This window comes from Sediminibacterium ginsengisoli (assembly GCF_900167075.1).
Classification (GTDB): domain Bacteria; phylum Bacteroidota; class Bacteroidia; order Chitinophagales; family Chitinophagaceae; genus Sediminibacterium; species Sediminibacterium ginsengisoli.
Genome location: NZ_FUWH01000005.1, coordinates 234,057 through 259,648, shown reverse-complemented (window position 1 = coordinate 259,648; position 25,592 = coordinate 234,057). Strand labels below are relative to the sequence as shown.

Below are 25,592 nucleotides of genomic sequence, written 5' to 3'. Positions count from 1 at the left end.
AAGATGAAAAAGATCGTTTTTTTAATCATGGGCGGGCTTTGTTCCGTAATCGCATTCGCGCAGCATCCATCGCTGATGCTGACCAGGAAAGGCGTATCGGAGATCCGTGCAGGGATTGATAAATACCCGTTGCTCGCTTCCTCATTCCGTGAAGTGAAAGCGGATGCGGATAAGGCGCTGTTAAACCCTATAGTGGTTCCTGTTCCGGCCGATGGCGGCGGTGGTGTTACACACGAGCAGCATAAGAAGAATTACCAGTATGTGCTGGCATGCGGAACTGCATACCAGATCACGGGTGAAAAAAAGTATGCAGATTATGTAAAAGACATGCTGCTTAAATATGCAGCAGAATATAAGCGTTGGCCGCGCCACCCTAAACGCAGGCAGGAGCCGGGCGGCAAGATCTTCTGGCAGAACCTGAACGATGCTGTCTGGGGCGTATATATGATCCAGGGTTATGATTGTGTGTACGATGCGCTGAGTGCAGCAGACCGTAACAAAATAGAAACCGATCTTTTTGCAGAGATGGTCAATGAGATGAGCGTAGTAAACTCGAAAGTGTTTAACCTTATCCATAATCACGCTACCTGGAATGTTGCTGCGGTAGGCATGGCGGGCTATGTCTGCGGCCGCAAAGAATGGGTGGATCTCGCATTGCGCGGAACTGCCAAAGATGGCAAGACAGGCTTTCTCGCTCAATTGGATCAGCTGTTCTCCCCTGATGGTTATTATACGGAAGGGCCTTATTACCAGCGTTATGCTATTCTCCCCTTCATGGTATTCGCAAAAGCGATCCGCCAGTACCAGCCTGAACTCAATATCTATGATTACAGGAACGGCGTGTTGAAAAAAGCGGTCAATACAAGTTTGCAATGTACTTATACCAATAAGGCATTCTTTCCTTTGAACGATGCAATGAAGGATAAAACCTATGAAAGTGAAGAGCTGGTCTATGCAGTTGATATTGCTTACAGTGATTTCGGATCAGGAAATGAATTGCTGGATATAGCCCGTCAACAGAACAGGGTGATCGTTAGTGATGCGGGATTGAAGGTGGCCAAAGCTGTTGCTGCTGATCTTGCTACTCCTTTTGTGTACACACCGATGTGGATCAGCGACGGCAGCAATGGTAAGGAAGGTGGTATCGGCATCCTGCGCAGCGGTTCCAATAAAGACCAGACCTGTGTTGTAATGAAAGCTGCATCACAGGGAATGGGCCACGGTCATTTCGATCGGTTGAACGTTCTCTTCTATGATAATAATACAGAAGTGCTGAATGATTACGGTGCTGTCCGCTTCCTCAATGTGGAAACAAAAAACGGTGGCGGTTATACAAAAGAGAATGATGCCTGGGGGAAAGCTACAGTGGCGCATAATACACTGGTAGTGGACAGGCAAAACCAGTTTGGCGGTAAAATGGACGAAGCCTCTAAATTCAGCCCGCAGCTCGTTTATTTCAATGCCGGTAAAACCCTGCAGGTGGTAAGCGCTGTTGAAGAGCATGCCTATAAAGGCGTAAAATTGCTGCGCACTGCCGTTCTTTTTAAACCAGATGGTGCTGCGGGAGCGCTGCTGCTGGATATATTCAAGGCAACATCCTCAGACAAACACCGCTATGATCTGCCTTTCTGGTATACCGGACATATCACCAATATCAATTTCGCATACAGGGCAAATGCCACGCAGTTATTACCACTTGGTGATAAAGATGGTTACCAGCATATCTGGCTCAACGCGGAAGGAAAGCCGGGCATTGCAAACGGGGCAGTCACTTTCCTGAATAACAACAAATTCTATACAACCACGTTTTTGTCGGACACTTCACTGAAAGTTAATTTCATTACCTGTGGCGCGAATGACCCTGAATTCAACCTCCGTAGCGAAAAAGCATATATGCTTTCTGCGGAAGCAACCGATCGCAGTTTTGTAAGTATCACAGAGCCGCATGGTAAAACCAATCCTGTGGCAGAATTTACAACAGGATTTATGCCGGCGGCCAGGAATATCCGCATGTTGACTGATACGCCGGACAGCACTGTTTTTTCTTTCGAATACAATAAGCGTCTTTACACTGTAACGATCCGCTATAACAGTAAGGATGAATTTATCACGATCAAATAAATCAATATGATACGCAGTAATGAATTCCTGTTTGAAAATGAAATGCCATGGGAGGACCTGGGTAACGGCATCCACCGCCAGGTATTCGGTTATGATGAAACACTGATGCTGGTAAAGGCAAAGTTTGATGCAGGCGCTGTAGGTGTATTACACCAGCATATGCACAGCCAGGTGACTTATGTTGACAGTGGCGTTTTTGAAATGACTATCGGTGATGAAAAAAAGATTATCCGTAAAGGGGATGGTTATTATGTTCCCCCGCATGTAATGCATGGCTGCGTTTGCCTGGAAGCGGGTATGCTGATCGATGCATTCAGTCCGCACAGGGAAGATTTCTTAAAATGATCAAACAGACCTTATGAAACAGATAACAACAATCTTATTACTTCTCGCCTGCATCAGCCTGTCGGCCCAGCAGGATACAGTGATCAAAAAAGTGGAATATCCCGCAGGCTATGAAGCCCGAATCGATGTGATTTATTCGCGGGTAAATGGCTGGGAAGGACGTGAGGATATTTACTTCAATCCCAAAGCGTCCAAACCTACGCCTGTTGTATTCAATATACATGGTGGAGGCTGGAACCATGGCACCAAAGAATCTCAAACCGGTTTTGCATCTTTTTTCAAACAGGGTTATGCCGTTGTGAACGTAGAGTACCGCCTTGTTCAGGTTGCTCCCGCACCGGCTGCGGTAGAAGATGTGCGTGCTGCATTGCTGTATGTGGTGAAACATGCAAAGGAACTGAATATCGATCCGCATAAGATTGTGATGATGGGCGGCAGTGCCGGTGGCCATCTCGCTTTAATGGGCGGCCTTTTGCAGAAAGATCATCGCTTCGATGGCGAGTACAAAAATGTGAACGATTTCACGATCGCTGCGATCGTGGATAAATACGGGCTTGCGGATTTTGCTTTTCCGGGAATCGAAAAATATAAATCCGAAATGAACTGGCTCGGTGATTATACCAAAGATCCGGCTAAAGTACAGTCTGTTTCGCCTGTGTATTATGTGAAGAAGAGCAGTCCGCCCACTATTATCATACATGGTGATGCTGATCCGAGAATTCCTTATGAACAATCTGTAGCGCTTCATAAAAAATACCTGGAAGCAGGTGCGCCGGTTAAATTCATTACGGTAGAAGGAGGGCTGCACGGTAATTTCCCGCAGGAGAAAAATCGTGAAGTGAATAATGCGATCATGGCTTTTCTTAAAAGTTATGGATTGTGATCCTGGATATTAATTGTTGCAGCTACAAAAGAAAACGTCCGGCTTATGAAAGTAAAAGGGTTACGATGGTGGGTACTTGGGCTTGTGGTGCTGATCACCATTATCAATTATCTCGACAGGGGCACGCTGAACTACATGTGGGTGGCCAATCTCAAGGTTAAGTATGCGTTGGTGCAGGAACAGGAACCGATGCCCGCATTGCCTTATGCTTACTATGATGCATTTACGGCGCGCTATACATTGCATCATGCCGACAGCAGCATTCAGCAGGTGTCTGAAAAATCAGTTATGGTTCTGCCGGATGGCGATATACAGTATGTGAAGAAAGGTGGTATTGCTTACGGTCTGGGACTTGTAAATGAAAATGATCCGCAGGAAGTAACAGATGATAAACTGAAAAAACTGTATTCGTACATCTACATGTTTTTCATGGTAGCGTATGGTATCAGTCAGCTGGTATCCGGTAAGATCTATGACCAGATCGGAACGCGCAAGGGATTTATCATGTCGGCCCTGGTATGGGGTACGGCGGATATGCTTACTTCACTGGCAAGAGGTGTGGCATCGCTTAGTTTTTTCAGGGTACTGCTTGGTTTGGGAGAAGCGGGGCCATGGCCAGGCACTGTAAAGTCGAATGCAGAATGGTTCCCGGTAAAAGAACGGGCATTTGCGCAGGGTTTATTCGGTGCAGGCGGGTCTGTAGGTAATATTCTTGCACCGGTGATCATTTCCATGCTGTTCATCGCGTTCGGATGGCAGAAAACATTTGTGATCGTAGGTTCACTCGGTATTATCTGGATCATTCCATGGCTGATCATTAACAAAAGTAAACCGGCAGATCACCCGTGGATCACTGAAGAAGAAAAAGAGTATATTCTTTCCGGGCAGCCGGATACCGTGGCGGTACACGATAAAGCCCGGAGCTGGGGTGCACTGCTCCGCGACCGGAAAAGTTACGGCGTGATACTTGGTCGATTTTTCCTTGACCCGATCTGGTGGATGTTTGTGGCGTGGCTGCCTATTTATCTGAGCAGCCGTTTCAAGCTCGATATCAAGCAGGTTGCCTTCTCCGCGTGGGTACCCTATGTGGGTGCAGCGATCGGGGCTATTGCTGGTGGCTGGTTTTCCGGGTATCTGATCCGTAAAGGAAAGCCGGTGCATACAGCAAGGCGTACAGCGATTCTTACCGGGGCAGCTATTACACTGCCTGCCATGATCGCGGCTGCTTTTGCCGGAACGGCATTGGTGGCAGTTGTGATCATGTCGTTTATCCTGGGAGGTTTCCAGTTTGCGATCGTGAATATCCAGACGCTGCCAAGCGATTACCATTCAGGTAAAACGATCGGCTCACTGGCCGGTCTGGGTGGCGCTGCTGCAGTACTCGGAACGATACTGACTATGTTCCTGGTGCCCTATATTACCAGCAATAATAACTGGATTTTATTTTTTGTGATGGGGGCATTGCTGGTGCCGTTATCTATCGCATCTGTATTTATCTTTCGCGAAAGAAAACAAAACTGATAATCATTCTTAAATACATACACATGAAACTAAACGGAAAAGTAGCAGTGGTAACCGGCGGCTCAAGGGATATCGGAAGAGCAGTATCGGTTAAGCTGGCTGCAGAGGGCGCAAAAGTAGTGATCAACTATCTGAACAATGAAGCGCAGGCTAACGAAACACTGGCAGAGATCAGGCAGGCCGGTGGAGAGGCTGTTATTGTAAAAGCTGATGTTACGAAAACAACAGAAGTGGCAGTACTGATAGCGGAAGCGCAGAAGGCTTTCGGACAGGATATTCATATCCTCGTAAATGTAACGGGCGGCCTGGTAGCCAGGAAACTGCTCGCAGATATGGATGCAGATTTCTGGGATCATGTGATGGCGCTGAATGTGCGTTCTGCATTTCTTGCAACACAACAGGTAGCGCCTTATATGCCGGCGGGTGGTGCAATTATTAATTTTTCTTCACAGGCTGGCCGCGATGGCGGTGGTTTCGGTGCTTCTGCTTATGCAACGTCGAAAGCCGCTGTTGCCACTTTTACAAAAGCGATGGCAAAAGAACTCGGCCCTAAAGGTATCCGTGTGAATGCTGTGGATCCGGGTATGATTGCCACTTCATTCCACGATACATTTACCAAACCTGAGATCCGCGTGAACGTGGCCAATGCAACACCATTGCGCAGGGAAGGCAAGGCGTCGGAAGTGGCAGACCTGGTTGCTTACCTCGCTTCAGATGAGAGCAGTTTTATTACCGGTACCAATATCGATATCAACGGCGGTACCTGGTTCTCATAAATATAAGGCCGGTTAAAAGACAGATATTCATGAAACGGTATATGCTCATATGTTTCATCCTGTTCTCTGCATGGATATATGCTGGTGCACAGGATAGCAGCGTAAAGAAAACAGTTTTTTTGCCTGCAGATTATACTGCCAGTCTTGATGTAGTATATAAAAAAGCGGACAACTGGGATGGCCGCATGGATATCTATCTTCCGCCGGCTTCCGGCAAAACAGCACCATTGCTGATCAATATTCACGGCGGCGCATGGCGTAAAGGGCGTAAAGAAGACCAGTCAGGATTTGATACCTATTTTAAACTGGGGTTCGCCGTGGCCAATATCAGTTACAGACTAAGCCCGGAAGCAAAAGCTCCCGCTGCTGTGGAAGATGCCCGCTGCGCGCTGATGTATATGGTAAAACACGCTGCAGCGATGAATATAGATGTGAACAGGATCGTATTTGCAGGTAGTTCTGCAGGTGCCCATCTTGCTTTACTGGCGGGACTTACGGCTGATAATCACATTTTTGATAAAGGTTGTGAAGTGGCAGGCCCATTCAGGATCGCAGCGGTAATTGCGCAGTCAACGCCCGCTATTCTTTATGATTCATTGCCTGATGGCCGGCTGAAAGTTCTTCCGGATGATGCTATTTATGAATGGCTGGGAGAGAACAGAAATAACGCAGCATTCGCGAAAATGCTTTCGCCTGTAACGTATGTGGCAAAAAATAACCCGCCTGTTTTCCTTACACATGGCGATGCAGACCCGCGTGTTCCTTACGGACAATCGGTATTGCTGGATAAATTGTTTACAGGTGCCGGTGTTCCTCATACTTTTATTACCGTTCCCGGCGGATTGCACGGTGGCTATCCGAAAGAGAAACAGCAGGAGATTAAGGCTGCTATTACGGATTTTCTGCAAAAGCAGGTGCTGAAATAGATCGGCCGAGTTGCTATGTCCCTGCCCGTTGTATACGCAGGTTTGAAAAGTATCCATCTGAATTGTCGCCTACCCATAATCCTATTTTTCCGGATCTGCGGTTACTGAATTGTTTTACCTGCAGGCTGGGTGTACTGCTGCCGTTCACAAATACTTTTACATCCGGATAACGGATTTCTATTCTTACATGAAACCAACCTGATGCTTCCGGTGGCGGGATAACAGCTTTTTCAAATTGTCCGTTAAGTGAGTCGCGGAGTAGCTTCCAGGTATATATAGGGTGCGAGATATATTGTACGGCATGGATCCTTCTGATGCTGTCCGCTGCACGGAAATTGAAAGGCCTGAAATAAACAGCATCATAATGCTGGTCATCCTTTCCGTGAAAAGCAATACCGGTGAAACTTCGCTGCAGCATGTCTCTTCCTTTGATATCTACTTCGATAATGCCATCGGAAAAGGATTCCCCGGTGAGCCAGGCAATCCCGTCAAGCGGCGCTTCTGAGAAACGGATGCCTGTTTGCCCGCCTTCACTGAAAGAACTCACCGTTCTGTTGAATACTTCCAGTTTTTGCTGCCCCGCCAGTGCTGCCAGATCATAGGTTCTGAACTGCTGACCTTTTACAGTTAAAGTGAACAATGCCGGCAAGAGGAATACAAAGAATGTTCGCATTTCTTTTTCAGGAAAGTTACTGTTCTCGCAGTCTGATATCAAAGTAACTATATCACCGGTGCCTGGAAAGGAACAGCTGTATTCTGTGCGGATGAAGGGTAATCAGTTGCCCGATACTATCCGCTTCCATGCATCATATTGGTCCAGTACTCTCTGAGGCTCGTAAGTATACCAGCCATAACCATCCCTTCTTTCCCTGTCTACTTCGGCAAGGGAATAGACCAGTTTACTGTCGCGGTTGCAGAAAACCGGTCTGTGTGTTTTCAGTTCATAATAGCGTGTCCAGATCAGCGGAGCACCCGGACTGTTCACTACAATGCGATCATGTCTTGATACTGTAAAAGGTGTTACAAGTTCTGGCGCATCGATTGTTTTTATCCTGGTGTCTTTGATGGCAGATGCCCTGAACCAGGTTACGGCATTCTCAATAGCGGTTTTTACTGCAAACGAAGGTCTCCTGATCTTCATCAGCAGCAGTACAATGCCTGCGCTTTCATTGTTGCAGATGGCTGGCGGTTCAAATTTCCTTGCCCATTCAGGTTGCAGGGTAATTTCATTATGCTGCTGGCACCAGCCGGTTGGCTGGCCAGCGTCGTTGATCTGTGTTTTCAGGATACAACTGACCCCTTTGTTGAAGGCTGTAACCAGCTCCTTTCTTTTGACCGGGTCAATGAATGCATACTGCGGGGCATCGTCTGTAATATCTTTCAGCACTTCCATAATCCCAATGTACGCATCATCGTTAAACGTAATAAAACGGCTGTAATTCTGTTCAAGCGGATAATATTGTGGCCAGCCGCCGTTCTTGTATTGTGCGGTAAGGATATAGTCTAGCCCTTTCAGTGCTGCAATTTTGTATATTTCCTTATGTGTAAGGGTGTATGCCTGCGCGAGGTAAGCGATCTGTGTGTACGTGCTGCCGTTATCGAAAGTAGTATGCAGTTCGTTCCGTGCTTTTATAACACTGTCTTGCTGCGCTGCGGAAAGTATAGCCTGCATATCATAGTTCTTGGGCCAGCCGCCATTGCTTTTCTGGAAAAGGACAATATTGTCTGCAATTGCGTTGATATTGTCTGCACGATAAACCGGCCTGCCTGGCAGCGGATTGATCATATTCGATTTATCGCGGATATCATACCAGTGATGTGCCGCATCCCTGAATCCGCTTGTGTCTATCGGTGCATGCTGCTGGGCATAACCTGTAAGGCCCCAACAAAAGCCAGGCAAAAAAACGGTCAATGAACGAAAAATCATATATTGGAAGCAGTGCTGCATGTTGAAGATTTGATGTATTAAATATACAAATCAGAGCCATCCGCAGATTGGATTCGCCAGACAGCACCGGGTTTAATTGTATTTATATTATCAGTTGTAATTTTATGGCCATGGATATAAGGCAATGGCTGCTGCAAAAAACAGGGTGGGTGATTTGCTTGATGGCCATTGTTTCATGTGGCCACTCCGGGTCACGCAGTTCTGAAGCAAGTCCTTTTTTTCAGTCAGCAGTCGCTCATGCCGATTCACTGGCACTGGATAATAAAACCGGTCAGGCACTTCGTTATATCGATTCATTTTATCATTCCAATGACAGAAAAGCAGCCATAGCCGATCATTATCTGAAATATGTTACCCGGATCCGCTGGTTCAAGGATAAAAATGATTTCGTAAGTGCCGGAATAAATGCCGATAGCGCTCTGAAGCTGCTGCTGCCTTATGCAGATGACGATGCATACAATCTTCTTTGCGCAGAAGCATATCTTGTAAAAGGGGATATGTTGTATTACCAGGGATTGTTCAGCAATGCATATCCTTATTATTTCCAGGGCAGCCGTATTGCAAAAAGCAGGACTGATTCCTGCTATTATAATCATTATATGGCCCGCTTTGATCTCCGGTTGGCCATGATCAGTTACCGGATGGAAGATTATACCACGGCTATCTCTTATTACAACCAGGCAAGGACACATCTCTCAGTCTGCACAACCGGGTTCGATTACCTGTATGAATACCAGGGTGCACTCAGTAATACAGGACTCAGTTACAAACGCGCAGGAGATCCGGACAGTGCGCTTCTTTATTATAAACGTTGTATAGATTTCCTGCGCGATAATCTACCCGCATATCCGGCCCACAAGACTTTTATTGAAAAGGCTACGGGTGTTGTCTATGGCAATATGGGTGATGTATATATGCAGCTTGGTCAACTTCAGCTGGCAGACAGCATGTATCGAACGAGTATTGAAATCAACTCACGGCCGGGCAATTATAACCAGGATGCACTGATGACAAGAGTGAAACTTGCAAGGCTTTATCTGTTGCAGCAGAAGAATACAAAGGCTGGCGAATTGCTGCAGCTGATCGGAAATGAAAATCAGCTGGCTGGTAACGAGAGCAAACTGTTGTTCCTGCAAACCGTTGCGGATTATCGTACTGCTATCGGCGACGGACAATACATCGCACAGAACTGGAAATATTTCAACACGATCAGGGATTCTATTGAACAGGAAAAGAAACGCTTCCTAAATGCCAATGTGAACAATGTTTTCAGACTGCTGCAGCAGGAATATGAAATAGGAGCACTCCGTAAGCAGGATAAGCTGAAAAGTATTTTGCTTGCGGCAGCCATTGTAACGCTGGCACTTGCAGCCGCGCTGATCATCCTGGTGATCAGGAACAGTCGTGCCGCCATCAGGCATGCAAGGGAAGTGGAACAATACAATAAAGAGCAACGATTTGCCTTACTGGCGCTGGAACAAAGCAATCGCGAAAATGCAAGACTTGCCAAAGTGCTGGCCCATGACCTGAAAAACCCGATCCATGCCATTTCCTCCATTTCAACGCTTATGCTGCGCGACAGTAACAGATCGAAAGAAGATATTACTCTTTTCGGACTGATCAGAACTTCCGTGAACAATCTCCTCGCCGTGATCGATGATATACTCATTGCCAGGAATCAGAATGGCAGTATCGTTTTGCAGAAAGAACCCGCTGATCTTACAGAACTGCTGCAGCAAAGCGTGAAGCTGCTGCAATTCAAGGCGCGGGAAAAGCACCAGCAGGTGATGCTTGAAACACATGGGCCGTTGTTCGTAAGTATAGATAGTGATAAGATCTGGCGGGTGCTGAATAATCTGCTGGTCAATGCAATTAAATTCAGTCCGGAGCGGACTTCGATACATATAACGATGTTACAGGATCAGGAAAATGTAGTGATCAGCGTAAAAGACCAGGGTATCGGTATCCCCGAAGCATATGCCGGTAAATTATTTGAACTGAATCCCGATACGCAGCGGAAGGGCACGGCGGGCGAGGAGACTTTCGGTCTTGGGCTTTATATATCTAAAATGATCATGGAGGCGCATGAGGGAAAAATCTGGTTTACACCTAATCCTGAAGGTGGCTCCATATTCCATATCGCATTTCCTCTTGCTGCCGGAATTAACGACGCGTCAGATTGAAAACTGTAGTATTTAATTTCCCCTTTTTGTCTTTTTCTTCCAGTGTGATATCAAGTTTATCTGTAGCTGAACGAACATAGCTTAATCTGAGTGAACCATCCGCAGCGGCAAACACAGCTTTGTTCTGCACAAGCTGTACCAGCGGGAAAGATTGCGGGTGCTCCTTGTCCTCCCAGCCAATACTTCCGGGGTTGAAATGCCGCAGTTTCATTACCGGTATTTTTCCTGTCTGCTCTATGATCATGAATTCATAAAAAACAGCTTTGCCGTCTTTCACGCATCTGAATGTGGAAGTCATGCAATCGCCCATCGGCGCACTCCAGTACTCTTCCATGTCGCCCCATTCGTGTTTCTGGAACCAGTTGCCGGTCATGAAAGAAAGGTCTTTCAGTGAAGCTGTCAGTTCCTGTGCATTGCTTTTTAATGCAGATACGAGCACTACAAGAAGAATGGTTTTGAATTTCATATTGGTAAATATACTGGTTTGTTCAACGGAATTAAAGACTCAGTGTTGATCGTACGATCTGAACAACATTCGCATAACTGTTTGCAAGACATTTTTCCAGTCCGGTTCTTTCTATCCAGCGGATCTCAGTGATGTCTTCTTCAAGCTGCGGAACAAGCTGCTGTTGACCGGGTGCATGCATTTTATACCAGAAAGTTTCCTTGGTCACATCCTGTTGCAGGTAAGTATCAAAATAATCATGGTAAGTTGTTCCTGCTGCAGATTCTATGTGAACTTCCTGCAGGCCTGTTTCTTCCATTACTTCTCTTACTGCACAGGCTTCGATTGTTTCACCTGTATCGAGCTTACCTTTCGGGAGATCCCATTTCCCCCGGCGGAAGATCATCAGCAGTGCGCCGTCATCGTTCAGTACCAGCCCGCCAGCTGCGGTGATTTTTGTTGTTTGCATCTGTCAAAGATAGCGAATGCGAAGGGTGATAATGCTGCTGATATGCAAGCAGATATATAAACGCCTGGCTATTTCTGCTCACTGACGGAAATAGCCAGGCGTTCGAATGCGTACAAGTATATGGTTGCGCTTATGTGTTAGCTCCCATACATAGTATCATCATTAAAGCCGGCGGGGTTGAACAAGGTCTCAAGTTTTATATCCATCATATTAAACTCTGGTTTGATCCAGGCTTCTTTAACAATTTCCGGCTCGTTGTTTACAAGAATTTCCATAAAGGGTTATTTTGAATACAAAATACGAATATGCGGGCTGATAATAAATCAATGAAGCTTTTTTTTTAAAAAAAAACAAGGGCATTCCCTGGCAACGCATCATATTCATATAAAGATTTCAATATAATATACTTATCACCATTTGCGAGAAAAAATGCGATATAGTATTTGAAGATGCACACCAATACGGTTCTTTTAAAGTTGGCATGGCTTTACTTTCTGCTGCTATTTTTTCATGAAATCCAGCAATCTGTCAGCAGGAGAATCCCAGTTCACGCAAATGAGCCAGCGTGCGTACAGCCTGCACGCTGTGTATGGTCATTAAGCTTGGGATTTTGTTGGTTGCTCCCGGTCCGTAAGGCCGTAATTGCTGTAGTGCTGAGATCAGTCCTTGCCTGGAGAAAAAACGATCGAATATAAAATCGTATTTTGAATTACTGAGTTCCGTAACCATATCCGCAGAATGACTAAGCGCCCGCCGGACAGCATCAGGACCGTAGGGTAATTTGTTTTTACGCCAGCGGATCTCAGGAGGTACAAAATCTTCTATCACTGCACGGACCAATCCCCGTCTTTGTCCGCCAATGGTATAAAGATGTACAGGTGCATCTGACAGGAATTCGAGCAGATCCTTATCGTACAATGGATCGCAGGACGAAATCCCATGCATGGAATTCCTGTTGGTAAACATAGTGATTATCCGCCCCACTTTACCGTTATTAATGAGCCCGGCATTGTTCATATCTGTTTGCTTTTGTCTGCGGACCGCATCTATACGGGACAGGTATGGTTCCAGGAATGCAGGTTGTAAATGGTTGCCGGCAGCTGGTTGCCGTTTGGGGCGTAAGCGTTGCCAGGCGGTTGTGTGACTCAGATAGTCATGCCTGAGCACACTGAGAACGCTTGAATTGTCATAGGCAGCCAGGGATTTTGCTATGCGGAAAGCGCTGGCAAATGCGCCTCTGTTTACCAGCAAGTAAATGCCGGATGCGTGCGTTGTAACGCCACCGTCGCCCCCAATACCCGTGAACAATGTGCGGACGTCGTTTTCCTTTGCGGCATTGAGAATAGCCTGTTCCATATAAAAATACCCGTTGGGGATATTTTCCTCTGCTGCGAATGCTTTCTCTACCGGATCGAAGGGTCCTGTATTGTCTGCATTCACATATGTTTGTATGATGTTTGGGAACATCCTGTTCAGGGAATCGATATAATAACGTTCGTCCCGTTCGATGCCTTGGTAATTGACCGGTAAAGCCGATGAAAAAGCATATAAAGGTTTATTCTTTTTCGCAAGAACAGTGGCCATAATGCCTGCAACCGTTCCCGAATCCAGTCCTCCGCTCAGACTAATGCCCGTGTTGCCAAATACATTGATCCTTTTTTCCACAGACCTTATCAGCAGTTCGCGGAATTGCTCAAGCCACTGAGCATCATTTTTAAACTGGTACTTTCCACCTGCAGCAAGCTGCCAGTAAGTATGTACCGAATAAATTCCGTCCCGGAATTGCAGTGTTTTGCCACCGCAAAGCGCTCTGATCCCTTTTACATAAGTATGCTCCTGGTTGCCAAGGCGGAACAGGTGGTTGAACAGGTGTTCTTCATCAAAATCCCGTTGCCCGTTCATGGCAGCCACAATTCCTTTGATCTGGCTGCAGAACAGGAAACGGCCTGGTTCAGTGGTATAGAAAAAAGGCCGGAATCCGACCGGGTCGGTGGCTGCGAAAAGCTCGCGGCTTTCTTTGTTGAGAATAGCAAATGCGAATTCGCCGTCGAGATGATGAACACATGCCGTGCCCCATCTAAGATAAGCCCTGAGGATCAGTTCAGGATCGGAATGCTGTGATGTCCGGTCCGTTTCAGGACAGAGTTGTTTTACCAGTGTATCCCTGTTGTCGAGACGGCAATCGGCTACGATCACAAGATCGCCGGATTCAAAAGGCTGCTTTTCATTTTCCTGTTGCGCGTACAGGGCCATTTTACAGAAGCCAAGACTGCCAGGCGAGCCGTGCCAGTAACCTTCGCCATCCATTACGCAGTGTGCAAGGCTGGCGCGCATTTTTTTGATTGCTTCGGTTTCAGACTGATCAGCCTGTTCATGTAAAATGCCATAAATCGCGCTCATGGAACAATATTAATCTGCTTTGCCGAATATCCGGGGCTGCCGATGAATAATATTTGTCAGTAACCTGTTCATGCGCAGAAGCTATTTACCATATACATCCAGCAATTGCTTCAGGTCGGCCAGCGTATTGATCTCGCCCGGCGTTTTATCTTTCCGCCACCTGCTGATCCGCGGAAACCGCAGTGCAACGCCGCTCTTGTGCCGGTTCGATGCTGCTATCCCTTCAAATGCGATCTCGAAGACCAGCTCTGGTTTTACTGTTCGGACAGGCCCGAATTTCTCCAGCGAGTTTCTTTTTACGAATGCATCTACCTGTGCAAATTCTTTATCTGTTAAACCTGAATAAGCTTTTGTAAACGTAACAAGCTTATCGCCATCCTGCACTGCAAAAGTGTAGTCGGTGTATAAATTACTTCGCCTGCCATGTCCTTTTTGTGCATAGACCATAACGGCATCAATCGTGAGGGCATCCATCTTCCATTTCCACCAGTCGCCGATCTTTCTTCCCACCTGGTAGGCAGATTGGATACGTTTCAGCATGAGACCTTCTGCGCCCAATTCGCGGGAACGTTCACGTATAGCAGCCAGTGCTTCCCAGGTTTTGAATGAGATGACGGGAGAAATAAAAACAGGAATAGCTCTACCCGATGCCGACAAATCGTTCACGATCTGTTCCAGCAGTTTTCTCCTGGTTTCCAGCGGCTGATCGCGGATGTCAACGCCATCGTATTCGAGCAGGTCGTAGGCGTAAAAAACAACCGGTGCTTCCTGTAATTGTTTTTTTGAAACATTTTTCCGGCCTATCCTGGTTTGTAAAACGGAGAAAGGTAAAGGCGTATCGCCGCGGCCCGGCAGGATCTCGCCATCCAGTACTGTTCCGTCGGGGAGCAGGTTTTCAAGCACCTGGTATTCCGGGAATTTATCCGTCATCAGTTCTTCACCCCGGCTCCACACAAACAACTGCCGGTTTCGTTTGATGATCTGTCCGCGTATGCCATCCCATTTCCATTCTGCCTGCCATTCCTGAGGATCGCCGAGTGCTGCGGGTTCTTTGTCAAGGGCATAAGCCAGGTAAAAAGGGTATGGCTTTGAATGATCCGCAGCAGCGCCTTCATTATTCAGCAACTCGGAAAATTTTGTTGTTCCCGGATCCCAGTTGCCGCTGATGCGGTGAGCGATCACCGGTGCATCCATCTGAACGGTTTTGGATAGTGCATTCACCATTACTTTCTGCGATACACCAATACGGAAACCGCCTGTAATGAGTTTGTTGAATACAAAGCGTTCCTCCCGGTTCAGGTGCCGCCATGTATCGGTAATGAACTGTTTCTTTTCCGGCTCCTCTGCCTTGCTTAACCGGATCAGCGCATCAATATACCAGGAAAGACTTTTTTGCTGTCCCTGTATATCCGGCTCAGGCAGCAGCAAGGCAATGGTCTCGCCCAGATCGCCAACGGTATGGTAACATTCCTCAAACAGCCATACCGGAAGTCCGGTGATCTCCGCGCACCAGTTTTGCAGCAGGGTGGAATTCACTACTCTTTTCGGTCGTCTTCCGCTGAAAATAGCGATCACCCATACTTTGTCTTCATCAGCAGCATGCGTAAAGTAATAAGATAACGCATCCGTTTTCTCATTGGTGCCGGTAGACGTGCCCAGTACCTGTACCAGGCTGGCAAAACCGGTAAAGCCGTTTGTTGTAAGCGATATTTCAGTGCTGCTGCTCATGTTGTTTCAGGTGCTTGTTCGGAAATAATACCGTTCTCTTCTTTCAGCTCGGTTATTTCTTCATCATTACCATATTCTGTCTTTACTTCGGCCGCTTCAAGTCCCTGCTCGTTCAGGTAACGGCTGAGTGCCGATTGGAAACCATGTGTTACAAATACCTTTTGTGCGCCTGTGGCATTGATGGCCTGCAACAATCCCGGCCAGTCGGCATGATCACTTAATGCAAAGCCTGCATCAACATTACTTCTCCTGGCATGACCGCGAACCTGCATCCACCCGCTGCATACGCCAACTGCATAAGGCGTGAACTTTTTCATCCACGGGCTTTCCGCCGCGCCCGGCGGAGCGATCACAACACTGCCTTTCAGCTGTTCCCTGGGTGTTTCGGGTGTTACACGCCTGATATCCGGTAACGGGATCCCGGCCTGTTGTAAAGTTTCGTGTACATTATATACGGCACCATGCGCATAAATATTTCCTGTTACAGCACTCACCGCTTCCAGTATGCGCTGGGCTTTGCCTAGACTGTAGGCAATCAGTACACTTGTTTTCTGATGTGATTGATTGTTCCGGATCCAGTTGCTGATGTCATCATAAATGACCTGCTGTGGCTTCCAGGTATAGATGGGCAGACCAAATGTTGATTCGGTAATGAATGTATGGCAGCGTACAGGTTCAAATGCGCCGCTCAGTCCATCGTGCTCTGTTTTATAATCGCCGCTGAAAACCCATACCTCACCATTGTGTTCTAGTCTTACCTGCGAGGAGCCGATAATATGCCCGGCGGGGTGCAGGGAAAGGCGTACACCGTTGATGAAAACAGGTTCGTTCCAGCCAACGGACTGATAGTGATTATTGCCCAGTCTTAACTGCAGCAAAGGCAGGGTCAGGTGGTGGCACAGGTAACTGGCAGAACCTGCGCGGGCATGATCACTATGCGCATGTGTGATTACCGCCCGTTCAACGGGTTGCCAGGGATCGATGTAAAAGTTACCTGCGGGGCAATAAAGTCCTTTGTCTGTAAAACGGATCAAATCGGTATTTTAATTGAAATGACCAGCAAAAAGAGCGCCAGCCCTGTTATGCCATTATTGAACAAACGTTATACCGTCCATGTTCGTGCAGGAAGGGGAATCATGTCAATGACCGGAAGAGTCGGGCCCGCTGCCGATAATCAGCAATAAATGCTGGTTGTACATTTCTTCCATACAGGCCATTGTTTCCGTTTCGCACTGTTCAGGGGTTACATCAAATCTTTCCAGCAGTCCGGAGATAATTTCTTCAGCTTTTACCGGCGATCCGAGCATGTCCCATATACAGGCGGCTACATAGTTAAGGCCAATATAATTGCCGGTATCCGTATCCATCATGGCCATATCTTTCCCGATACGGCTGGTCAAATACTTATTGTTCCTGGTGATGATTGTATTTTTGGTGATTGCAGCCGGCATTGTTTTTTATATTAGCACCGTTCAAATATAGATAACAACGAGGCAATGCATGAATATCTGAGTATATTTTTCATGCTGAATGACAAATAATTTTTTTGTGAAGACCCATCATCGGAAAATGCCTGCAGATTATATCCGCTTTGGAGAAGCATGGTTTTTGCTGCTCGTGGCGAGGTGTATGCTGGTGGTTCTTCCTTTCCGCAGGCTGGCACCTTTGCTGGGCAGGGATATTACCGCAGAAAGTATCCCGCTTATGCAAAACGGCCGGCAGGCGATGGCTGCGGAGATCAGCACCGCTATCAGGCGCGGGTGCAGGCATGCGCCTTTCCGCACCATGTGTTTCGAAAAAGCCATTGCGGCCAAACTGATGCTTCGTTTACGCCGTATGCCGTCCGTATTATTCCTGGGTGTAAGTTTTGAAAAAGGCGGTGTGAAAACGATGAAGGCACATGCCTGGCTGCAATATGGAGACAGCATTGTTACGGGAGGGGATGAAATGCAGCAGTATCACCCGGTTGGTATATTTTATAGTTAAATCAAATTTCAGGCAAGATGAGCAGCGCGTCATATCAGTGTTTTTTAAGGATGTTGGTTCTGGTATGTTTTTTTTAGTTGCGCTGTTATAATCTTAATCATATGACACCAAGAGATGGCGCCTGCGTGAGTCTTTGGCAGGACAGTGTTACGCCTTTCCGGCCCGTTAATCAGCCGGATCGTAACCTGATATACGATGTGGCTATCGCAGGCGGCGGGATCACAGGACTTACTACAGCCTTGCTGTTGCAGCAGTCCGGCAAATCCTGCATCCTGCTCGAAGCCGAAACATTGGGATTCGGAACCTCTGGTGGCACTACTGCACATATCAATACCTTCCTGGATACTCCTTATTCCACTATTCATAAAAACTTTGGAGAAGATAATGCGCAGCTTGTTGCAAATGCAGCCAAAGAAGCGATTGAGCTGATCAGCAGGAATATCCGGGATCATCATATTGAATGCGGGTTTGAGTATAAACCTGCTTATGTATTTGCTGAGACGGAGGAAGAAGAGAAAGAACTTCGGAAAATACACGAGGCTACGATCGGCGCAGGAGTAGACATGGAAGCCGTTACGGAAATCCCCGTCCCGTTCGGTTTCAAAAGCGCTTTCCGCATAAACGGACAGGCCCAGTTCCATCCACTGGATTATCTGCTTGCATTGGCAAAAGCCTTCGAAGACGCCGGTGGCATTATCATACAGCATTGCAGGGTACTCGATGTACAGAATGATACGCCCCTTGATATAGAGACAGATGCCGGGAATTACAAGGCGGTTGCCATTGTTTTTGCAACACATATTCCCGTAGGAATAAACCTGTTGCACCTTCGTTGTATACCTTACCGGAGTTATGCCATGGCTGTAACCCTGGAGAATGACGCTGCCTATCCTGAAGCATTGGTATATGACTCTCAGGATCCCTATCATTATTACCGGACGCAACTGGTAGATGGAAAAAAGTATATGATCGCAGGGGGCTATGACCATCGGACTGCCGAAGAAGAAAATACTGAAAACCGTTTTCGTCAGCTCGAAGCCTATCTCCGGACGCATTTTGCAGTTGAAGAAGTTCATTACCGCTGGTCCTCCCAGTATTTCGAACCGGCAGACGGGTTGCCTTATATCGGCCACCTGCCCGGTCACCCGGGAAATATTTACGTGGCCACCGGTTTCGGCGGTAACGGAATGACATACAGTGCTGTTGCTGCCCTGTTATTGAAAAGTATGATCCTGGGCGAAACAAGTCCTTATCAATCGCTTTTCAATCCCAACCGGATCAAACCTGTTGCGGGCTTCCTCAATTTCATCAAACATAACGCAGATGTTGCCGTACACCTGGCAGGTTCATTATGGTCGGCTACCAGGATCGCTACATTGTCAGAACTGGCTCCGGGCGAAGGAAAAGTAGTAAAATATGACGATCATAAGATTGCGTTGTATAAAGATGAAGCCGGCGTACTGCATGCCGTTCATGCAGCCTGTACGCATATGAAATGCAGCGTTACCTGGAATACTGCGGAGCGATCCTGGGATTGTCCCTGTCATGGTGCACGTTTTTCCGCGGCTGGAAAAGTGCTGACAGGTCCTGCCAATATACCGCTTGAGCCTATTCAATTGAACCCTTAAATATGCTATTATGAGTTTTGACCAGTATCATGAACCACCGGAAGAACTTTCAGCCGAAGTGCGGACTTTTGCACGCATGATCACTTCACTTACAGAAGAAGCGGAAGCGATCGGCTGGTATGAGCAACGCATTTCTGTTGAGAAAGACAAAGAGGCGAAAAAGATCATGGAGCAGACCCAGCAGGAAGAATTCATTCACTTTGCAATGGATCTTGAATTTCTCCTCCGGAAAAAAGACAAATGGAGAACGATCATGAAAAATGTATTGTTCAAGCCAGGTGATATTGTTGAGAACGGAGAGAAAGCGGAACAGGCAGTAGAGGAATAGGGATTGAGGATTTTATTCCACTTCAAACACTTATTCAGCCGGATGAACAATATCATCTCTGAGGTATAAACTGCCGGTGGTATAATTATTTACTTTTTACGGATATGGGACTAACTCAATACCGAAAAAAGCGTTCATTCAGCAAAACTCCTGAGCCAACAGGTGGTAAAAGCACCAAGAATTCCCTGCTATTCGTTATCCAGAAGCACGCAGCAACCCGGTTGCATTATGATTTCCGTCTGGAGATGGACGGTGTACTGAAAAGCTGGGCTGTTCCGAAAGGTCCTTCACTGAACCCGCGGGATAAACGCCTGGCCATGATGGTAGAAGATCATCCTTACGACTATCGTGATTTTGAGGGTATTATTCCCAAAGGACAATATGGCGGCGGAACCGTGATCGTTTGGGACACAGGAACATTTGAACCCCTTGATCCATCCGGTGATAAGCAGAAAGATGAAAAGAATCTGCTTAAACAGTTAAAAGCAGGCTCATTGAAATTCAGATTGAACGGTTCAAAAGTAAAAGGTGAGTTTGCCCTCGTTAAACTGAAGAATGCAGATGAAGATAACGCCTGGCTGCTGATCAAGCATAACGACCGGTATGCGAGGCAAACAGATATTACGTTGAAGGACAAATCCGTCATCAGTAAGAAAACGCTTGAACAGATCGCTGCAAATCCGCCACGGGTATATGGCCGTAAAACCATTGAGCCGGGAACCACGGAGAAAGATCAGCCTGTTTCAACGAAAAGAGTAGGAGCGAAACCGGCGGCAAAGAAAACGGTTGCAAAAAAAACGCTGCCTGATCCTGCGCAAAACCCTTTACTGAAGGAACTGAAAAAAATGCCATTCCCTAAAACGGTTTCCCCCATGCTTGCATCTCTCGCAGGCAAAGCATTCGATGCTGAAGGCTGGTTATACGAGATAAAATGGGATGGATACCGTGCGCTTGCTTTACTTAATAAAGGCAATGTTCAACTTGTCTCAAGGAATAATAAATCCTTCAACGAAAAGTTTTATCCGGTATATGATGCTGTCAGTAGCTGGAATATCAATGCTGTTGTGGACGGCGAGATCTGTGTTTTGAATAACAAGGGAATTGCGCATTTCGGCTCTTTGCAGAACTGGCGGAGCGAAGCTGACGGCGAACTGGTCTATTATGTTTTCGATATCTTATGGTTGTCGGGCAAGAGTACCATGGAACTGCCGCTGGAGCAGCGCAAGCAGATACTGAAGGATCTGATTCCTGATAATTCAGTAATACGATACAGCGAAAGCTTCGACACATCTGCTGCCGAATTTTTAAATGCCGCATCAAAAATGGGCATGGAAGGGATCATGGCCAAACGGAAAGAAAGTATTTATATGCCCGGCGAGCGAACCAGGGATTGGCTGAAGATCAAGGCTAATAAACGCCATGAAGTTGTAATAGGAGGATTTACCAATAATGAAGATTCGCCCAAGCCCTTCAGTTCTTTACTGGTGGGTGTTTACGCGAAAGGGAAGCTGGTTTATACCGGTAAGATCGGTACGGGCTTCAACCAGCAGACACAAAAAGATATGCTGAAACAGTTCAGGCCGCTTGTAACAAAGACCTGCCCCTTCACAGAAATCCCTGATGTGAACAAACCCTCCCGTTTCAGGCATAACCCGCCGCATGCCACTGCTACCTGGCTGAAGCCGCAACTGGTATGTGAGGTCAGTTATACGGAAATTACTGATGATGGCGTAATGCGTCATCCTTCTTTCGAGGGTATGCGGACTGATAAAGCCGCAAAATCCGTGAAGGCGGAAGTAGCGGTTGAAGTGGAAACCACACTCACTGCAAAAGAGAAAAAGGCAACCCGGAGATTGATCAGGCCTGTAACCAAAGAAAGAAAAACCTTATTGAATCCCACCGAAAAAACACAGGTTAAAACAGTGAAAGGTCATGAATTGACTTTTACCAACCTCAACAAAATATACTGGCCGGATGTAAAGGTTACCAAACGCGAGATGCTGAATTATTATTACCAGGTAGCACCTTATATTATGCCCTATCTTATCAACCGTCCGCAATCACTCAATCGTTATCCGAATGGGATCAGCGGACACAGTTTTTATCAGAAAGACATAACGGGTAAAGCGCCTGAATGGGTAAAGCAGATGCCTTACCGTACCAGTACAGGTGAAGACAAGAATTTCCTGGTACCACAGGACGAATCGGATCTGCTGTATATGGCAAATCTGGGTGCTATCGAAATGAATCCGTGGAACAGCACGGTTGATAATCCCGATAACCCCGACTGGTGTATGATCGACCTTGATCCGGATAAAGGAAACAGTTTTGAACAGGTGATCACTACTGCGCAGACTGTAAAAGAAGTATTGGATGAGCTTGGTGTAACAGCTTACCCGAAAACATCAGGCTCTACAGGTATTCACATTTACATCCCTTTAGGCGCAAAATATGATTACGATCAGAGCCAGCTTTTCGGAAGGATCATTGCAACGAATGTTCACCGGCGGTTGCCCGGGTTTACCAGTATCGAACGGCTTACAGCCAACAGGAAGGGAAAGGTCTATGTGGATTTTCTCCAGAACCGCCCCAAAGCCACGCTTGCTGCGCCTTATTCGCTCCGGCCTAAGCCCGGTGCCACTGTGTCTATGCCATTGCATTGGGAGGAAGTAAGGAAAGGATTGAAGATGAAAGATTTTACAATTAAAAATGCAGTTGACCGGATCAGGAGTGAAGGTGATCTGTTCAGGCCCGTGCTTGGCAAAGGTGTGAACCTGCAAAAACTGGTGAACCAACTGAGTGAAATGGAGGCGTGATAAAATATTCTATTAATTCTAAATATAACATTATGTCAGACAACAAGCAAAATACAGGCAAACAGGATGATATCCGCGTGGATCTGAACGATCCGTCTGAAGTGGAATACCTGCACCGGCAGTATCCCCACAAAACACATGAGCAGATCAGACAGGCAGTTAAAGAATTCGGCCCGCTGAGAAAAGATATTGAAAAAGCTTTAAAAGCGGGCTGAACGGGGAATGAAATACTTTCCGCAGAAAAGTGGTTTTAAATAAGGAATTGCTGAAAAAGGATCGGTTAAAAAGTTTTCCGGGTTGTTTAATTATTAGTATGTTTGTCTGCACCTGACGAACGGCATATCTATATTCTTAACTCTGAGGGTATATTCACATCCAACTAGCGCATTCCTTATTTTTTTAAACCATCGTTCATGAAAACCGATATCAGCAAACTACTGCAAAAAAATCACAAACAGATACTTGAAGACTGGATGACCAATCAATTGGCGGATGCATCCCTGCGCGAAGACCTGATGAGCAATGAAGAACTTGGCGAGCAGTCGCAGGAATTGCTTTCGGCGCTGCTGAAAAGTATAAATGACAAGAACCTCAATGATGTTCAGTCTGAAGAATTTGAAAATGTGTACGAGATCTTATCCGGAATTTCGATGTCAAGGGCGAGGCAGGGGTATACGCCCAGGGAAACGGGCATGTTTGTGCTCAGCCTGAAGCAGGCTATTATCGGGACACTTACCAAAATGCTTAAAAACGATCCCCAGGCACTGGTAGATGCCAGTTTCAAAATGAATAACCTGCTGGATAGTCTGAGCATTATGACTTTCGAGACCTTTATTAAAAGCAGGGAAGAAGTGATCCTGCGCCAGACGGATGAGATATCTGAGATTTCAACACCGGTTATACGTGTGTGGGATGGAATAGTTGCTCTCCCCATTATCGGAACATTGGACAGCTCGCGTACACAGGTAGTGATGGAAGCGCTTTTACAGGAGATCGTTGAAAGTGGCAGCACCATCGCGATCCTCGATATTTCCGGTGTTCCTGCAGTTGATTCGCTGGTTGCGCAGCACCTGATTAAAACGGTGGCGGCAACGCGTTTGATGGGCGCGGAATGTATTATCAGTGGCATACGCCCGGAAATTGCACAGACCGTGGTGCACCTGGGAATCGATCTTTCCAACATCGTTACCAAGGCATCTCTTGCCAGTGCATTGCGTCATGCATTCGGTATTCTGCAGCTTGAAGTACAAAAAAAACAAAAAGATAAAACCGTGAGGTAAATATGGACAGGATCCCAATTTTACGGATGGGTCAATACCTGCTTGTAACCATCCAGATAGATCTTTACGACAGGCTGGCCACCAATCTGGAAAGCGACCTGGTACAGGCTGTTAGCAAAACGGGCGCCCGCGGTGTGTTGATCGATATTTCCGCATTGTCTATCGTAGACTCGTTCATGGGCCGTATTCTCAATAATATCGGTAGTATGTCTAAGATCATGGACGCCGAAACAGTAGTGGTAGGTATGCAGCCGGCCGTAGCTATCACGCTCATAGAACTGGGACTTGAGCTGAAAGGTGTGCATACTGCGCTGAATGTAGAGAAGGGAATGGAGTTGCTTGCAGCAAAAATTAATTCAGCGTACGAAGACCCTGACGAAGATGAAGCTGGTACTGAATAAAGATAAAATGCAGATCATCAGGGAGCAGGACGTAGTTCCGTTCCGGAACCGCGTTAAGGAATATGCGACCAAGATCGGTATGGGTATCGTTAATCAGACCAAGCTCATTACAGCCGCCAGTGAACTGGTGCGTAATATGCTCAAATACGGAGGCGGCGGCGAAGCGCTGATAGAAGTGATCAGTCAGGGGCGCGACAACGGCATCCGGCTTACTTTTACAGATAAAGGTCCTGGTATTACAGATATACCTCTTGCCATGAAAGACGGTTACACCACGGGTAAAAGCCTCGGGGTTGGATTGCCCGGCGCCCGCAGGCTGGTGAATGAATTTGATATCAAAAGCACTCCCGGATCGGGTACTACAGTGTGCATCATTAAATGGAAAAATGGTTAGCCGTATTCATACCCAGTACCGGGCCAGCGACCGCAGCTATCTCGCACTGCTGAAAAAAGAAATTCATGCCCTGGCAACATCTGCCGGTTTTTCTGCAGCGAAAACAGGACGCATAGATATTGTAGTGGCGGAAATGGTCAGCAATCTTGTTAAACATGCACAGGACGGGCATATACTGGTAAGGCTGGTAGAATTTGCAGGCATGCAGGGCATTGAATTGATCACTATTGACAGAGGTCCGGGAATGTCTGATGTTAGCCGTATGATGACCGACGGGATGTCTACAAAAAATACACTCGGGCACGGGTTTGGCGCCATGAAACGCATGGCTGATGTATTCCAGGTGTATTCCCAGCGGGGCTGGGGTACGATCGTACTTACGCGATTATTTGAAGCAGATTTCCCTTCGTTGAAAAAACTGCCGGATACAGAGATCCAGAACATGGTTCTTCCAAAACCGGGAGAAACAGCCTGTGGCGATGGCGCATTTACACTGGAATCCGCACAGTTTCTCAAAGTATTCCTGGGCGACGGACTGGGGCATGGCCCGGAGGCCGAGCTGGCAGTTCTAGCTGCAGGCAAAGCTTTCCGTGAGACCAGGGAGAACGACCCGGTATCGATCATTCGTGAGATGAATACAGCTGTAAAAAAAACAAGAGGCCTTGTAGGAGCGGTGGCCGTGCTGAATAAAAAAGAACGGAAATGGCGTATCTGCGGAGTGGGCAATATATCTGTAAAAATACTGGGCGAGTCGTTCAACAAAACATACACCTCTTATAACGGAATTATTGGTCTCAACCTTCCGAATACACTCAATGCACAGGAAGCGCTGGCGGAAAGAGGCCAGCAGCTGATCCTTTGCAGCGATGGACTTAAAAGCCGTTGGGAACTCGTGAAACATCCCGGTATCGGCCGGTTCGATCCGGTGATCACCGCTGCCGCACTGATGATGGATTATTCACGTAATACGGACGATCTTTCGGTATTGATTTGTAAATTAAACAGGTAAACCCG

The 25,592-nt window shown here is 46.9% G+C and carries 25 protein-coding genes; 16 read left to right on the top strand and 9 right to left on the bottom strand.

Translation table 11 applies throughout. From position 1 onward, the window contains the following. Positions 1-3 precede the first annotated feature (3 nt). The 6 genes from B5D42_RS10960 (at position 4) to B5D42_RS10935 (ending at position 6,572) form a co-directional block, all read left to right on the top strand. The gene (locus B5D42_RS10960) at positions 4-2,121 is read left to right on the top strand and encodes a heparinase II/III domain-containing protein (protein WP_078831547.1); all 2,118 of its coding nucleotides are present in this window, start codon (positions 4-6) and stop codon (positions 2,119-2,121) included. A 6-nt stretch (positions 2,122-2,127) separates the two neighbouring features. Then, positions 2,128-2,466 carry a cupin domain-containing protein gene (locus B5D42_RS10955; protein WP_078831546.1) on the top strand — a complete coding sequence of 113 codons (339 nt, stop codon included), beginning with the start codon at positions 2,128-2,130 and terminating at the stop codon, positions 2,464-2,466. A 13-nt stretch (positions 2,467-2,479) separates the two neighbouring features. Beyond that, positions 2,480-3,349, top strand: coding sequence for an alpha/beta hydrolase (locus B5D42_RS10950; RefSeq protein WP_078831545.1), 870 nt, complete (start codon positions 2,480-2,482; stop codon positions 3,347-3,349). A gap of 45 nt (positions 3,350-3,394) precedes the next feature. Continuing rightward, on the top strand, positions 3,395-4,870 hold the full coding sequence (locus tag B5D42_RS10945; RefSeq protein WP_078831544.1) for an MFS transporter: 1,476 nt from the start codon (positions 3,395-3,397) through the stop codon (positions 4,868-4,870). A gap of 23 nt (positions 4,871-4,893) precedes the next feature. After that, complete coding sequence (locus B5D42_RS10940; protein WP_078831543.1) at positions 4,894-5,646, top strand: SDR family NAD(P)-dependent oxidoreductase; 753 nt, start codon at positions 4,894-4,896, stop codon at positions 5,644-5,646. Between the two features lie 119 nt (positions 5,647-5,765). Then, positions 5,766-6,572: an alpha/beta hydrolase gene (locus tag B5D42_RS10935; RefSeq protein ID WP_245825650.1), complete on the top strand. Its 807-nt coding sequence runs from the start codon at positions 5,766-5,768 to the stop codon at positions 6,570-6,572. A gap of 13 nt (positions 6,573-6,585) precedes the next feature. Here the strand turns inward: B5D42_RS10935 and B5D42_RS10930 are convergent, their stop codons facing one another. After that, the gene (locus B5D42_RS10930) at positions 6,586-7,245 is read right to left on the bottom strand and encodes a 3-keto-alpha-glucoside-1,2-lyase-like domain-containing protein (protein WP_139367111.1); all 660 of its coding nucleotides are present in this window, start codon (positions 7,243-7,245) and stop codon (positions 6,586-6,588) included. 102 nt (positions 7,246-7,347) lie between these two features. Continuing rightward, the gene (pelA, locus tag B5D42_RS10925) at positions 7,348-8,472 is read right to left on the bottom strand and encodes a pectate lyase (protein WP_245825648.1); all 1,125 of its coding nucleotides are present in this window, start codon (positions 8,470-8,472) and stop codon (positions 7,348-7,350) included. Between the two features lie 158 nt (positions 8,473-8,630). On the opposite strand from pelA, the gene B5D42_RS10920 reads away from it, so the two are divergent. Further along, on the top strand, positions 8,631-10,703 hold the full coding sequence (locus tag B5D42_RS10920; RefSeq protein WP_176112981.1) for a tetratricopeptide repeat-containing sensor histidine kinase: 2,073 nt from the start codon (positions 8,631-8,633) through the stop codon (positions 10,701-10,703). Here B5D42_RS10920 and B5D42_RS10915 read toward each other — a convergent pair. The 7 genes from B5D42_RS10915 to B5D42_RS10890 form a co-directional block, all read right to left on the bottom strand. Beyond that, a complete protein-coding gene (locus tag B5D42_RS10915; protein WP_078831538.1) occupies positions 10,684-11,169 on the bottom strand; it encodes a DUF6265 family protein in 486 nt (161 codons plus the stop codon). The genes B5D42_RS10920 and B5D42_RS10915 overlap by 20 nt on opposite strands. Before the next feature lie 31 nt (positions 11,170-11,200). After that, positions 11,201-11,617: an NUDIX hydrolase gene (locus B5D42_RS10910; RefSeq protein ID WP_078831537.1), complete on the bottom strand. Its 417-nt coding sequence runs from the start codon at positions 11,615-11,617 to the stop codon at positions 11,201-11,203. A 137-nt stretch (positions 11,618-11,754) separates the two neighbouring features. Beyond that, positions 11,755-11,892 carry a hypothetical protein gene (locus B5D42_RS17875; RefSeq protein WP_176112980.1) on the bottom strand — a complete coding sequence of 46 codons (138 nt, stop codon included), beginning with the start codon at positions 11,890-11,892 and terminating at the stop codon, positions 11,755-11,757. Between the two features lie 253 nt (positions 11,893-12,145). Then, positions 12,146-14,017: an asparagine synthetase B family protein gene (locus tag B5D42_RS10905; protein WP_078831536.1), complete on the bottom strand. Its 1,872-nt coding sequence runs from the start codon at positions 14,015-14,017 to the stop codon at positions 12,146-12,148. 81 nt (positions 14,018-14,098) lie between these two features. Beyond that, complete coding sequence (locus B5D42_RS10900; RefSeq protein WP_078831535.1) at positions 14,099-15,745, bottom strand: ATP-dependent DNA ligase; 1,647 nt, start codon at positions 15,743-15,745, stop codon at positions 14,099-14,101. Next, complete coding sequence (locus B5D42_RS10895; protein WP_078831534.1) at positions 15,742-16,779, bottom strand: ligase-associated DNA damage response exonuclease; 1,038 nt, start codon at positions 16,777-16,779, stop codon at positions 15,742-15,744. Before B5D42_RS10895 ends, B5D42_RS10900 begins: the two co-directional genes overlap by 4 nt. Before the next feature lie 105 nt (positions 16,780-16,884). Then, positions 16,885-17,196: a PqqD family protein gene (locus B5D42_RS10890; protein ID WP_078831533.1), complete on the bottom strand. Its 312-nt coding sequence runs from the start codon at positions 17,194-17,196 to the stop codon at positions 16,885-16,887. A gap of 97 nt (positions 17,197-17,293) precedes the next feature. Between B5D42_RS10890 and B5D42_RS10885 the strand changes: the two genes are divergently transcribed. From B5D42_RS10885 to B5D42_RS10845, 9 genes are all read left to right on the top strand, one after another. Further along, entirely contained in the window at positions 17,294-17,731 is a 438-nt protein-coding gene (locus tag B5D42_RS10885) for a lasso peptide biosynthesis B2 protein (RefSeq protein ID WP_176112979.1), read from the top strand. A 101-nt stretch (positions 17,732-17,832) separates the two neighbouring features. Then, on the top strand, positions 17,833-19,359 hold the full coding sequence (locus tag B5D42_RS10880; RefSeq protein ID WP_078831531.1) for an FAD-dependent oxidoreductase: 1,527 nt from the start codon (positions 17,833-17,835) through the stop codon (positions 19,357-19,359). Positions 19,360-19,369: 10 nt separating this feature from the next. After that, the gene (locus tag B5D42_RS10875; RefSeq protein WP_078831530.1) at positions 19,370-19,687 is read left to right on the top strand and encodes a ferritin family protein; all 318 of its coding nucleotides are present in this window, start codon (positions 19,370-19,372) and stop codon (positions 19,685-19,687) included. 104 nt (positions 19,688-19,791) lie between these two features. Next, a complete protein-coding gene (ligD, locus tag B5D42_RS10870; protein WP_078831529.1) occupies positions 19,792-22,503 on the top strand; it encodes a DNA ligase D in 2,712 nt (903 codons plus the stop codon). 32 nt (positions 22,504-22,535) lie between these two features. After that, positions 22,536-22,718 carry a DUF3606 domain-containing protein gene (locus B5D42_RS10865; RefSeq protein WP_078831528.1) on the top strand — a complete coding sequence of 61 codons (183 nt, stop codon included), beginning with the start codon at positions 22,536-22,538 and terminating at the stop codon, positions 22,716-22,718. A 198-nt stretch (positions 22,719-22,916) separates the two neighbouring features. Further along, on the top strand, positions 22,917-23,783 hold the full coding sequence (locus B5D42_RS10860; RefSeq protein ID WP_078831527.1) for an STAS domain-containing protein: 867 nt from the start codon (positions 22,917-22,919) through the stop codon (positions 23,781-23,783). 2 nt (positions 23,784-23,785) lie between these two features. After that, entirely contained in the window at positions 23,786-24,184 is a 399-nt protein-coding gene (locus tag B5D42_RS10855) for an STAS domain-containing protein (RefSeq protein WP_078831526.1), read from the top strand. Next, entirely contained in the window at positions 24,165-24,578 is a 414-nt protein-coding gene (locus B5D42_RS10850) for an anti-sigma regulatory factor (RefSeq protein WP_176112978.1), read from the top strand. Before B5D42_RS10855 ends, B5D42_RS10850 begins: the two co-directional genes overlap by 20 nt. After that, on the top strand, positions 24,571-25,587 hold the full coding sequence (locus tag B5D42_RS10845) for an ATP-binding protein (RefSeq protein ID WP_078831525.1): 1,017 nt from the start codon (positions 24,571-24,573) through the stop codon (positions 25,585-25,587). The genes B5D42_RS10850 and B5D42_RS10845 overlap by 8 nt, the downstream gene beginning before the upstream one ends. Positions 25,588-25,592 lie beyond the last annotated feature (5 nt).